At 58.7% G+C, this 12,887-nt stretch carries 7 protein-coding genes; all 7 read right to left on the reverse strand.

Features of this window, described 5'->3' with window-relative positions:
* Positions 1 to 23: 23 nt before the first annotated feature.
* Positions 24 to 2,162 carry a lysine decarboxylase CadA gene (gene cadA / locus ACJ8QF_RS15160; RefSeq protein ID WP_004931982.1) on the reverse strand — a complete coding sequence of 713 codons (2,139 nt, stop codon included), beginning with the start codon at positions 2,160 to 2,162 and terminating at the stop codon, positions 24 to 26.
* A gap of 95 nt (positions 2,163 to 2,257) precedes the next feature.
* Positions 2,258 to 3,601, reverse strand: coding sequence for a cadaverine/lysine antiporter (gene cadB, locus ACJ8QF_RS15165; RefSeq protein WP_004931980.1), 1,344 nt, complete (start codon positions 3,599 to 3,601; stop codon positions 2,258 to 2,260).
* Positions 3,602 to 3,971: 370 nt separating this feature from the next.
* On the reverse strand, positions 3,972 to 5,528 hold the full coding sequence (cadC, locus tag ACJ8QF_RS15170) for a lysine decarboxylation/transport transcriptional activator CadC (protein ID WP_442537659.1): 1,557 nt from the start codon (positions 5,526 to 5,528) through the stop codon (positions 3,972 to 3,974).
* Positions 5,529 to 5,617: 89 nt separating this feature from the next.
* On the reverse strand, positions 5,618 to 6,007 hold the full coding sequence (locus ACJ8QF_RS15175) for a VOC family protein (RefSeq protein WP_442537660.1): 390 nt from the start codon (positions 6,005 to 6,007) through the stop codon (positions 5,618 to 5,620).
* Positions 6,008 to 6,118: 111 nt separating this feature from the next.
* Complete coding sequence (locus tag ACJ8QF_RS15180) at positions 6,119 to 8,263, reverse strand: lysine decarboxylase LdcC (protein WP_442537661.1); 2,145 nt, start codon at positions 8,261 to 8,263, stop codon at positions 6,119 to 6,121.
* 111 nt (positions 8,264 to 8,374) lie between these two features.
* On the reverse strand, positions 8,375 to 9,334 hold the full coding sequence (gene accA, locus ACJ8QF_RS15185; RefSeq protein ID WP_004931972.1) for an acetyl-CoA carboxylase carboxyl transferase subunit alpha: 960 nt from the start codon (positions 9,332 to 9,334) through the stop codon (positions 8,375 to 8,377).
* 12 nt (positions 9,335 to 9,346) lie between these two features.
* Positions 9,347 to 12,835 carry a DNA polymerase III subunit alpha gene (gene dnaE / locus ACJ8QF_RS15190; protein WP_171454637.1) on the reverse strand — a complete coding sequence of 1,163 codons (3,489 nt, stop codon included), beginning with the start codon at positions 12,833 to 12,835 and terminating at the stop codon, positions 9,347 to 9,349.
* Positions 12,836 to 12,887: the final 52 nt, after the last annotated feature.

Below are 12,887 nucleotides of genomic sequence, written 5' to 3' on the forward strand. Positions count from 1 at the left end.
GCCTCCCCTGTTTTTGGCTGCGGTTATTTCGCCTTCAGCACTTTCACCCGATAACGTCCGTCCGCCTGACGGTAGGCGCCGTGAATATCGGTTTCAAAGCCCGGATAATGCGCGCCGATTTCGCACAGCATCTGCAGGAACTCCAGCACCGGCCGGCTCTCTTCGGTCAGCATCTCGCCCGGCATCACCAGCGGCACGCCCGGTGGGTATGGGAGGATCATGTTGGCGTTGACCTTACCGACCATCTCTTCCAGATAGACCTCTTCCACTTCGCCGTGCAGCTCTTTCTGGAACGCCTGGTACGGGTTCATCACCATGGTTGGCAGCACTTCGAATGCGCGGTACATCAGGTCCGGCAGGTTGTGTTGCTCCACCAGGCGGTGAATGTTCTGTGCCAGATCCTGAATGCGCATGTTTTCATAGAAATCAGGCGCTTCCTGATACAGCGAAGGCAGCATGTTTTTCACCCGCAGGTTCAGGTCGAACGAGCGTTTGAAGTCGGTCATCGCGCGCAGCAGGCTGAGCGCCTTGGTTTTATCGATACCGATGCTGAACAGGAACAGCAGGTTGTACGGCCCGGTTTTCTCGACGATGATGCCGCGCTCGTCGAGGTATTTCGCCACGATGCTGGCCGGGATGCCGAACGGCTGCATCTCGCCTTCCTTGCTCATCCCCGGCGTCAGAATGGTGACCTTGATTGGGTCCAAATACATGTGTTCATTGTCGATGTTCTTGAAACCGTGCCAGGCGCTGTCGGAGCGCAGCGGCCAGCATTCCGGCTCATCGATATGCTCCGGCTGCCAGACGTCGAAGAACCAGCCGTCGGATTCGACTTTCAGGCGTTTGATCTCTTTACGGAACTTGATCGCGCGTTCGATAGAACCGTGGATCAGGCGCTTGCCGGCGTTGCCTTTCATCATCGCCGCGGCGGTTTCGGTCGAGGCCACAATGCCGTAGTGCGGCGAAGTGGTGGTGTGCATCATGTAGGCTTCGTTGAAGGTCTCTTCGTTGATGTCGCCCTTCACGTGGATCATCGACGCCTGCGAGAAGGCCGCCAGCAGTTTGTGGGTGGACTGGGTTTCATAGATCACCTTGCCCTCCACGCGGCCGCCGCTCATGCCACACTTGCCTTTATAGATCGGATGGAAATTGGTGTAAGGCACCCAGGCGGAGTCGAAGTGGATAGACTTCACGTCCAGGGTGTTCTTGATAAAGTCGGTGTTGTACAGCAGGCCGTCATAGGTGGAGTTGGTGATCACCGCGTGCACCGGCCAGGTGGCGTTCGGGGTGTCCTTCACGCGTTTGGCGATGGTGGCGCGCTGGAACTCGCTCTGCGGAATACCGCCGAGGATGCCGTAAGCGTTGCGGGTCGGGCGGAAATAGATCGGCGTGATGTCGCTCATCATCATCAGGTGAGTCAGCGACTTGTGGCAGTTGCGGTCAATCAGCACCGTGCTGCCCGCCGGCGCCGAATACATGCCGACGATCTTGTTGGCAGTGGAAGTGCCGTTGGTGACCATGTAGCTGCGTTCGGCGTTGAACACGCGAGAAATATACTCTTCCGCCTCTTTGTGCGGGCCGGAGTGATCCAGCAGCGATCCCAGCTCGGACACCGAAATCGAGATATCCGACTTCATGGTATTCGGGCCGAAGAAATCGTAGAACAGGCTGCCGACCGGGCTTTTCTGGAACGCGGTGCCGCCCATGTGGCCCGGCGTACAGAAGGTGTATTTGCCTTCGCGCACGTATTTGAACAGCGCCTTGGTCAGCGGTGGCAGGATGGTGTCGATATATTCGTCGGTATTCTGTTTGATCTTGGCGGCGATGTCGGTTGCCGCGCCGAGCGCATATTCGAAGAAGCGCACCTGCATGCGCAGATCGTTCAGGCTGACGTCCAGCGTCGAATAGGTGTTGGCGAATGCGTACAGCGGCATGTACTCGTTCAGTTGGCTGATCTCTTCGCACAGCTCCAGGTTGTATTTGTCCCAGTCGAAGATCACCCCGCACAAACGGGCGTTGTTCTCGATCAGTTTCAGCAGGTCTTCGCGATCGTTAGGGTAAACGATGCGGAAATCCAGACTTTCCAGCGCCTGATGCAGTTCACGGATAGGCTCTTCTTTAAAGTAGACACCCATGTGATTCATGATGGCGATAACGTTCATATGCATTTCTCCTGGCAAAGCAAGCCCCTTCCCGTCGCGGCTGACAGGTCGGAAAGAAAGGGGCTGGGTAAATTCAGTCGGTCAGCGGACGCGAATCAGTGCGCTTTGGCCGTGGTGTTTTCATCGACCGCCGCTGCGCTGGCAGCCTGGCGGGTATTCATTTTCCGGGCGTAGAACATCAGGATAATCAGGCTGATGATAAAGGTGCCGGACAGCTCGAATGAGTTGGCGCCCATCAGCGCGATGAAGCAGAAGCCACAGCCGCACACCGAAGCGATCAGGCTCAGCAGGTTGCGCACGTTGACCCCTTCAAAGCGGATCAGGTCTACGCAGGAGTAGAAGTAAGGCAGCATGGTCAGCAGCACCGCGATACCGGTCAGCTCGCCGAACAGGTCGGACGCTTTGCCGCCGGCGGAGCTCATCAGGGTGATCAGCACCATCAGCGCGGTCATTTTGCAACCGGCCAGCAGCAGGCCTTTCTTCGGAATGCCGTTTTTATCCAGCTCGCCGTACACTTTCGGGAAGTTGCCGTCGTTGGCGGCGCGCACCCCGGCCTGGCCGACCAGCATCATCCACGAACCGAGCGAGGTCAGGCAGGCGAAGGCGGTGAAGGCGGAAACCATCGGTGCGGCCCAGTTGCCCATAATCGCCGAGGCGCTGATGGCGAACGGCGCGCCGCTGGCGGCCATTTCAGACGCCGGGAACATGCCGCTAATCACCTGGGTGGCGGCGATATAGATGATGCCCGCCAGACCGGTGCCGAGCATGGTCGCCAGCGGTACGGTGCGTTTCGGGTTTTTCACCATGCCGGTGCTGACCGCCGCGGATTCCACGCCGATGAACGCCCACAGGCACAGCAGGATACTTTTGATGACCGCATGGCTGTCGGTGGTGCCGGAGGTATTCCAGTTAGCCTGGTAGGTGGCGGCGTCAAACCAGTGCCAGCCGAGGGTGGCGGTCACGATCACCGGGATCAGCACCAGCACCAGGCCCAGGGTGGTCAAACGGCTGACCCAGGTTCCGCCCAGCATGTTCACGAAGGTGAAGACCCACACGATGGCGATACAGGCGATGCCGGCGGGCACCGGGTTGTTCAGCGCCGGGAAGAAGGTGGAGAGATAAGAAACGGCGGTAATGCCGATGGCCAGGTTACCGATCCAGTTGGCATGGTAATAAAGCACGCCGGTCTGGAAACCGAAGGCCGGGGAAATTTCACCGGCGTAGGCGATAGGGCCGCCCTGCTGTGGGTTTTTGGTGGCGAGGCGGGCATACACATAAGCCAGCGACATCGCCCCGATAATCGAGATCACCCATCCCCAAATGGCGATGGATCCGAGACTCGCCAGGTTGGCGGGCAATAAGGCAATCCCGCTCCCCATCATATTACCGGCGACCACGCCGGTGCAGGCAATAAGCCCTATTTTCTTGGGTGAAGCCATGGTCAGTTTCTCCTGATTTACGTTTCTTATAAGCCACGCCCATAAATAAAAGATTTTAATGAGCCGGCTTGATAGTCAGGATGCTAACCATCGGGGGGAATAAAGTCCTAAAGATAAAGTGAGATTACGCTCATGATCATACAAATGATAACCTGAGGTTTTTTATTAACACATCAAGATAAAAAGACAGGCTAAAGAAAAGATAAACATCATTTAAAAACAAAAAGATGACAAGGTTAATAACGCATAACAAATGGCAAAAAAGAGATAATATCGCGCAGCAAAATAATACATTCATGCAACATGACTTCACCAATAAATAACGCCGCCATGATCCCCGAAGAATAAGAGCGGCGTGATATTGGGTTAATTATTGGCGCTGATAGTTATTTAAATAAGGTACGACGTTGGTCAATGACGTCTGGAATACGCCATTGGTGATCCAATGCAAGGTATCCTCACCGGGGCGAAGATTGAAGGCGGTAATATAAGAGTCGGCCGCCAAATGATTCTGCCCCTGCATTTCATACACCTTGCCCAACAGCACATAGTTCAGCCACGACATTTGCAGCTCAATCCCCAGATCGATAGCCCGGTGCGCTTCGTCAATGCGCCCCTGCGTCAAGGCATCTACCGCCAGAACCTGCTGCATGATCGGCGTGTTCTTCAATTCGGGGATCGTCGCCAGATGGCTGATATCGGCCCGCAATTGCGCCAAGGCCGCGCTGTCGAACGGTTGATAAGAATTGCGCAGCAGATCCACCAACGCTTTTTCAGCCAGCAGATAGCGGAAGTTCGGCGCGCTGTTAATCAGCTCGCTCAGCTGGGCGCTGGCGCGGGTCAACGAATCGGCGTCACCGCGGATCAGCAACTGATGCGCCTGGTAGAAACGCTGCAGCAACGGCCCGTTGTCCGGCAGCAACTGCGCCAGACGCTGCTCCAGCTGTGGCGGCCAAGGCTGCTTCAGCGCCGCGGACAGGCTGGCGAGGAAGTCGGTCTGGATCTTCAGCTGGTTATCGGCGGTGATGAAGTAACGCTTGTCCAACATGATCGAACTGTCGGCGTTATCCACCAGCCGCACGGAGAGGAAACACTGCTGGGCGCGGTAGTGGCGCTGATTGACGAACTCGATATACAGCGACTTGCCCGAGTTGCTGGGGCCGGAATAGTTGTAGTTGGTCTGGTCGTGCACCAGGAAGGTAGAGTAAGTGTTCAACGAATCGGTAATCAGCTCGCTGACGCCCACCACATAAGAGAGCTGCGGCATCCAGTTGCTGCAGCTCTCGCCGCCCTGAATGCGGATATCGATATCGCGCGGGTTGAGCAGCACCGGCATGGTCGATACCGGCACGCGCTGCGACAGCGTGGCGATGCCGACAAACGCCACGCAGACGCTCAGCGCACTCAGAAACGCCAGCCACACCCAGAACGTCGAGCGGCGATAAAAATGCGGCTTCTTCTCGCCGGGCGCGGCAGCCGGCACGCTTGCCCGGCGCGGCGGCACATAGGGCGTATCCTCTTCATCATCGCTGCCGTCTTCCGGCTCATGCATAATCACCGCGATCTGCGGCGCCGGTGCAATCGCGGGTTGTGTCTCCCCCTCTTCACACCAGATCACCGACGTCGCCAGCTTATACCCGCGCTTGGGCACGGTGATAATGTATTCCGGGCTGTCGCTGTCGCCGTCTTTCAGGTACTTGCGCAGCTCTGAAATACATTGGGTCACCACGTGGTTGGTGACAATATTGCGCTTCCAGACGTTGTCGATCAGCTCGTCGCGGCTCAGCACCACGTCGGGGTGCCGGGCGAAATAGCACAGCATGTCGATCAGGCGCGGTTCCAGCGTTTTCTGGCGACCATCGCGGCTGATGGTGTTGTCGGCAGGAGTAACCAGCCACTCCCCGACGCGAAAAGCAGGCTCTTGCATGGCGGAAATAACTCTGTAGGCATGTAGGGCAAGGGCGCGATCATAGCATAACCGCCCCCGGCTGTGGCCGCCGGGAGGCGATTAAGCCGTTAACTCTCGTATAATTCTAACGGTAAACCATCGGGATCGCTGAAAAAGGTAAAGCGGGATTGGGTGTAGGGATCGACACGCACCGGTTCGCAGGCAACGCCGGCCGCCTGCAGATGAGCGATAGTCTGATCGATGTCGTCGACGCTGAACGCCAGATGACGCAGGCCGCAGGCCTCCGGGCGGCTGACCCGGGCCGGCGGCGAGGGGAAAGAAAACAGCTCGATGGTGTATTGCCCGTTGAGCGCCAGATCCGCTTTCCAGGAGCCGCGCTCCTCACGGTAGACTTCGCTCAGCAAAGTAAATCCGAGAATGTCGCAGTAAAAACGCTTGCTGGCGGCGTAGTCCGCGCCAATGATCGCGATGTGGTGCACCTGACGTAATGCCAGCATAGAAACCCTCCCCTGTTCATTCTGATGGGGCACGGTATCCGGCGGCGGCGATGCCGTCAATGAAAAAGCCCGGCTTATCTTCAAACCGCCGGGCGCGTTCGCGTTATGGCCTTATGGCTGCGGGGCTTTCAGCACCTTCACCAGATAGCCCCCGTCTTCCGTCAGTTTGGCGCCGTGGATATCGGTTTCAAAACCGGGATAGCGCTCACCGATCGAGCATAGCATCAGCAGGAAATCGAGCACCGCACAGCTCTCTTCGGTGATCATTTCCCCCGGCATCACCAACGGCACGCCCGGCGGATAAGGCAGGATCATATTGGCCGCCACCTTGCCCACCAACTGATCCAGCTCGCAGGTTTCGACATTGCCGCGCACCTGCTCCTGGAACATCTGGTGCGGCGTCAGCTTCATTTCCGGCAGCACGTCGAACGCCCGCTGCATCAGGCCTGGCAGATCGTGTTGGCGGATCAGGCGATGAATGCCGGCGGCCAGATCCTGGATGCGCATATGGCGATAGAAATCCGGATCTTCGGCGTACAGATCCGGCAGCATGTTCTTCACCCGCAGGTTGAGATCGTAGGCGCGCTTGAAGTCGGTCAGGCCGCGCAGCAGGCTCATCGCCTTGGTTTTATCGATGCCGATACTGAACAGGAACAGCAGGTTGTACGGCCCGGTCTTCTCCACCACTATGCCGCGTTCGTCGAGGTACTTCGCCACCAGCGCCGCCGGGATCCCCTCCTCTTCCAGCGCGCCCAGCTCATTCATGCCCGGTGTCAGGATCGTCACCTTGATCGGATCGAGGTACATATGATCGCGATCGGTCTGGCCGAAACCGTGCCAGTTATCGTCCGGATCCAGCGGCCAGCACTGCGCCTCATCGATCTCTTCCGGCTGCCAGATATCGAAGAACCAGCTGTCGCTCTCCTCGCGCAGCCGCTGCACCTCTCGGCGAAAATGCAGCGCGCGCTCCACCGAACGGTTGATCAAACGCCGCCCCGGGTTGCCGCGCAGCATGGCGGCAGCGGTCTCCATCGACGCCACGATGCCGTAGTGCGGCGAAGTGGTGGTGTGCATCATGTAGGCTTCGTTGAAGGTGCTCTCATCGTAGTCGCCCTTGATATGAATCATCGAGGCCTGCGAGAAGGCGGCCAGCAGCTTGTGGGTGGATTGGGTTTCGTAGAAAACCTTGCCGGGCACCCGCTCGCCGCTCATGCCGCTCTTGCCGTCGTAAATCGGATGGAAGTTGGTGTAAGGCACCCAGGCGGAATCGAAGTGAATCGACGGCACCTCCAGCGTCTGCTTGATGTAGTCGGTGTTGTACAGCAGGCCGTCATAGGTGGAGTTGGTGATCACCGCGTGCACCGGCCAGGTGGCGTTCGGCGTCGCCTGCACCCGAGCGGCGATGCTCTCGCGCGTGAATTCGCGCTGCGGAATGCCGCCAAGGATGCCGTAGGCGTTGCGCAGCGGGCGCAGATAGATCGGCACGATATCGCTCATCATCAGCAGGTGGCACAGCGATTTGTGGCAGTTGCGGTCGATCAGTACCGTGCTGCCCGCCGGCGCTGAATACATGCCGACGATCTTGTTGGCGGTGGAGGTGCCGTTGGTGACCAGATAGCTCTGCTCGGCATTGAAGGTGCGCGCGATGTACTCTTCGGCCTCCAGATGCGGGCCGGTGTGATCCAGCAGCGACCCGAGCTCGGTAACCGAAATCGAGATGTCGGCCTTCAGGGTATTGGCGCCGAAGAAGTCATAGAACAGGCAGCCCACCGGGCTTTTCTGAAACGCGGTGCCGGCCATGTGGCCCGGCGTGCAAAAGGTGTACTTTCCTTCGCGCACATAGTTGAACAGCGCCTTGGTCAGCGGCGGCGTAATGGTGTCGATGTATTCCGCCGTGTATTGCTGGATGCGCTGCGCGATATCGTCTGCCGCATTCAGGCCATACTCGAAGAAATAGAGCACCATGCGCATTTCATGCAGGCTGACGTCGAAGGTGGAGTGGGTATTGATAAAGGCGTACAGCGGCAGGTATTCGTTCAGCTCGTTGATCTCGCTGCACAGCTCCAGGCTGTAATCGTCCCAGTCGAAGATCACGCCGCAGATGCGGGCGTTGGCTTCGATTAGCTTCAGCAGGTCACCGCTGTTTTTGGGGTATACCAGCTGGAATCCCATCGCGCCCAGCGCCGCGTGGAGCTCGCGGATCGGCTCATCTTTGTAGTAGACGCCCGTCGGGCCCATGATGGCGATGATATTCATCGGCAGCTCCTGTCAGTTAACGGCCAAGTCTCTATAACACCACGAAAATCCGGCGGTGTGTAGCCAAAAAAAAACCGCCCGAAGGCGGTTTATTACCGTGAAGATCGCAACTCAGCAGTAGCCGTAGTTCATCAGACGCTGGTAACGTCGGTTGAGCAACTCTTCGTCGTTCAGGCCATCCAGATCTTTCAGATCGGCCAGCAGCTGCGCTTTCAGCGCGGCGGCCATCGCCGGCACGTCGCGGTGCGCGGAACCCAGCGGCTCCGGGATCACTGAGTCGATCAGCTTCAGCTCTTTCAGACGCGGCGCGGTGATGCCCATCGCTTCCGCGGCCAGCGGCGCCTTGTCGGCGCTCTTCCACAGGATGGAGGCGCAGCCTTCCGGCGAAATCACCGAGTAGGTGCTGTACTGCAGCATGTTCACCTTGTCGCCCACGCCGATCGCCAGCGCGCCGCCGGAGCCGCCTTCGCCGATGACGGTGCAGATGACCGGCACGTTCAGACGCGACATCTCACGCAGGTTGCGCGCGATAGCTTCCGACTGGCCGCGTTCTTCCGCGCCCACGCCTGGATAAGCGCCCGGGGTATCAATAAAGGTGATGATCGGCATCTTGAAGCGTGCGGCCATTTCCATCAGGCGCAGCGCCTTGCGGTAGCCTTCCGGCGCCGGCATGCCGAAGTTGCGGCGGATCTTCTCTTTGGTTTCACGGCCTTTCTGGTGCCCGATGATCATCACCGGGCGGCCATCCAGGCGCGCAATGCCACCGACGATCGCTTTGTCGTCAGCGTAAGCGCGATCGCCCGCCAACTCTTCGAAGTCGGTAAAGATGTGTTTGATATAATCCAGGGTATAAGGACGGCGCGGGTGGCGTGCCAATTGGGCAATTTGCCAGGCCCCAAGATCGGCAAAAATCTTGCGCGTCAGCTCAACGCTCTTTTCACGCAGGCGCTGAACCTCTTCGTCCAGATTAATATCTAATTTTTCGTCTTGACGGCTGACTGCAGTCAGCGAGTCAATTTTCGCTTCCAGCTCTGCAATCGGCTGTTCAAAATCAAGAAAATTCAGACTCATAGCATTCCTATTTTAGTCAAATTCCAAGTCCACCTGCTCATTGCCTACCAACGTCCGCAAGTCGATCAACAAGCGGTCGGTGGGCGTCACGCGCCAGGTTGCGCCAAAACGCAGCTTGGCTCGCGCATCTTCCCGTTGATAGTAGAGATGCACTGGAATCGTCCCCGATCGATGGGGTTCCAACGACTGACGGAGACGGTTCAAAAGCTGGTCATCAATTTGCCTGTCAGTCAGCGAGATAGCAAGCCCGCGAGCGTATTTTTCCCGGGCTTCACTGATGTCCATTACCTCGCGGGCCATCATTTTAAGCCCGCCGCTAAAGTCATCAAAGCTGACCTGTCCACTGGCGATAAGGATACGGTCTTTTTCCAACAAATGCTGGTATTTTTCTAACGCTTCGGTGAATAACATCACTTCCAGACGGCCCGAACGGTCATCCAGCGTGCAGATGCCGATGCGGTTGCCGCGCTTGGTCACCATCACCCGCGCGGCGACCACCAACCCGACGGCGGTAGTCATTTTGCCCCGATCCGTCGGGTGCATGTCTTTCAAACGCTGGCCACCGGCATAACGTTCGATCTCCTTCAGGTACTGGGTGATCGGGTGGCCGGTCAGGTACAGCCCCAGCGTCTCCCGTTCACCGTCCAGCACCACCTGCTCCGGCCAGGGCGCGATATTGGCGTAGGATTGCTCCACCTGCTCCGGCGCTTCCGCCAGCACGCCAAACATATCCACCTGGCCGATAGCTTCGGCTTTCGCATGCTGATCCGCCGCTTTCAACGCGTCGCCGAGCGAATTCATCAGCGCGGCGCGGTGCGGCCCAAGGCGATCGAACGCCCCGGACATGATCAGTTTTTCCAGAATGCGGCGGTTCAGTTTCTTGATGTCGGAGCGCGCGCAGAGATCGAACAGGTCTTTGAAGTAACCTTGTTCGCCGCTGTTGCGCGCCTCGATGATCGCCTCGATTGGCCCTTCCCCTACGCCCTTGATGGCGCCGATGCCGTACACGATCTCGCCGTCGTCGTTGACGTGGAAGTGATACAGGCCGCTGTTGATGTCCGGCGGCAGGATCTTCAGCCCCATGCGCCAGCATTCGTCCACCAGCCCTACTACTTTGTCGGTGTTGTCCATATCGGCGGTCATCACCGCCGCCATAAACTCGGCCGGGTAGTGGGCCTTCAGCCACAGCGTCTGGTACGACACCAGCGCATAGGCGGCGGAGTGCGATTTGTTGAAGCCATAACCGGCGAATTTCTCCACCAGGTCGAAGATTTTCACCGACAGTTCGCCGTCGATGCCGCGCGCTTTGGCGCCGTCTTCAAAGCCGCCGCGCTGCTTGGCCATTTCGACCGGGTTCTTTTTACCCATCGCACGGCGCAGCATGTCCGCGCCGCCCAGCGTGTAGCCGGCCAGCACCTGGGCAATCTGCATCACCTGTTCCTGATACAGGATGATGCCGTAGGTCGGCTCCAGCACCGGCTTGAGCGACTCGTGCTGCCACTGAATGTCCGGGTAGGAGATCTCTTCACGGCCGTGTTTGCGGTCGATGAAGTTATCCACCATGCCCGACTGCAGCGGCCCCGGACGGAACAGCGCCACCAGTGCGATCATGTCTTCGAAGCAGTCGGGCTTCAGACGTTTGATCAAATCTTTCATGCCGCGCGATTCAAGCTGGAACACCGCCGTGGTTTCCGAGCGCTGCAGCATGTCGAAACTTTTCTTGTCGTCGAGCGGGATGGCGGCGATGTCGATCGGTTCCAGCCCGGTCTTGGCGCGCCGGGCGTTGATCATCTCCAGCGCCCAGTCGATGATGGTCAGGGTGCGCAGACCGAGGAAGTCGAACTTCACCAGCCCGGCGTATTCCACGTCGTTCTTGTCGAACTGGGTCACCGGGTGGTTCCCTTCGGCATCGCAGTACAGCGGCGCGAAGTCGGTGATCTTGGTCGGCGCGATCACCACGCCCCCGGCGTGTTTACCGGCGTTGCGCGTTACCCCTTCCAGCTTGCGCGCCATGTCGATCAGCGCCTTGACCTCTTCGTCGGCCTCGTAAATTTCCGGCAGCTGCGGTTCGGCGGCGAAGGCTTTCTCCAGCGTCATGCCCGGATCCGGCGGCACCAGCTTGGAAATGCGATCGACGAAGCCGTACGGGTGCCCCAGCACGCGGCCCACGTCGCGGATAACCGCTTTCGCCGCCATGGTGCCGAAGGTGATGATCTGCGATACCGCTTCGCGGCCGTACATCTCCGCCACGTGCTCGATCACCTGGTCACGCTTCTCCATGCAGAAGTCGACGTCAAAGTCGGGCATTGAGACACGTTCCGGGTTCAGGAAGCGTTCGAACAGCAGATCGAACTCCAGCGGATCGAGGTCGGTGATTTTCAACGCATAGGCCACCAGCGAACCGGCGCCGGAGCCGCGCCCCGGGCCCACCGGCACGTTGTTGTCCTTCGACCACTGGATAAACTCCATCACGATCAGGAAGTAGCCAGGGAAGCCCATCTGGTTGATCACCTTCAGCTCGACGTCCAGACGCTCGTCATATTCCGGGCGGCGCTGCGCGCGCACTTCAGGATCGGGGAACAGGAACTCCAGACGCTCTTCCAGCCCCTCTTTCGATTTGAGCACCAGGAAGTCCTCGGTGCTCATATCGCCGGTCGGGAACTGCGGCAGGAAGTATTCGCCGAGGCGAATGGTGACGTTGCAGCGCTTGGCGATTTCGACGCTGTTCAGCAGCGCTTCCGGGATGTCGGCGAACAGTTCGCACATCTCGTCTTCGCTGCGCATGTACTGTTGCGGGCTGTAGTTGCGCGGCCGCTTGGGATCGTCCAGCGTAAAGCCGTCGTGAATGGCGACGCGGATCTCATGGGCGTCGAAGTCATCTTCCACCAGGAAGCGCACGTCGTTGGTGGCCACCACCGGCAAGCCGCGCTCAGTGGCCAGCGCCACCGCCGCATGCAGGTAGTTCTCTTCGTCCGGGCGGCCGGTGCGGATCAGTTCCAGATAGTAACAGTCCGGGAAATGCTGCTGGTAGAAATCAAGACACTGATCCACCTGCGCCTGGTTGCCGCGCAGCAGAAACTTGCCGACGTCGCCCTGACGCGCACCGGAGAGCAGGATCAGCCCTTCGCGATGTTCAATCAGCCAGTCGCGATCGATAGTCGGGCCGGCGGCGCCGTAGCCGCGCTGATAGGCGCGGGAAATCAGCAGCGTCAGGTTCTGGTAGCCTTCGTTGTTGCTGGCCAGCACCGTCAACTGAGCCAGTTCATCGCCCAGCTCTTCGCTTTGCACATGGAAATCCGCGCCGATGATCGGTTTGATCCCGGCGCCGTGCGCGCTGCCGTAGAATTTCACCAGCCCGCACAGGTTGGTGAAATCGGTGATTGCCAGTGCAGGCATGGCTAACGCGGCGGCTCTTTTCACCAGCGGCGCCGTCTTGGCCAATCCATCAATCATGGAGTAGTCACTGTGGACGCGCAGGTGAATAAAACGAGGTTCGGCCATCTCCAGATACCTGATTGAAGGGGCTCAGCAGGCTGAGCCCGGGTTAATGCTA

Source organism: Serratia sp. CY81684, assembly GCF_052166595.1.
Classification (GTDB): domain Bacteria; phylum Pseudomonadota; class Gammaproteobacteria; order Enterobacterales; family Enterobacteriaceae; genus Serratia; species Serratia nematodiphila.

Excerpts from the sequence above, each read along its gene's own strand:
- cadA (WP_004931982.1), bottom strand. The coding sequence starts at position 2,162 with ATGAACGTTATCGCCATCATGAATCACATGGGTGTCTACTTTAAAGAA.
- cadB (WP_004931980.1), bottom strand. The coding sequence starts at position 3,601 with ATGGCTTCACCCAAGAAAATAGGGCTTATTGCCTGCACCGGCGTGGTC.
- cadC (WP_442537659.1), bottom strand. The coding sequence starts at position 5,528 with ATGCAAGAGCCTGCTTTTCGCGTCGGGGAGTGGCTGGTTACTCCTGCC.
- ACJ8QF_RS15175 (WP_442537660.1), bottom strand. The coding sequence starts at position 6,007 with ATGCTGGCATTACGTCAGGTGCACCACATCGCGATCATTGGCGCGGAC.
- ACJ8QF_RS15180 (WP_442537661.1), bottom strand. The coding sequence starts at position 8,263 with ATGAATATCATCGCCATCATGGGCCCGACGGGCGTCTACTACAAAGAT.
- accA (WP_004931972.1), bottom strand. The coding sequence starts at position 9,334 with ATGAGTCTGAATTTTCTTGATTTTGAACAGCCGATTGCAGAGCTGGAA.
- dnaE (WP_171454637.1), bottom strand. The coding sequence starts at position 12,835 with ATGGCCGAACCTCGTTTTATTCACCTGCGCGTCCACAGTGACTACTCC.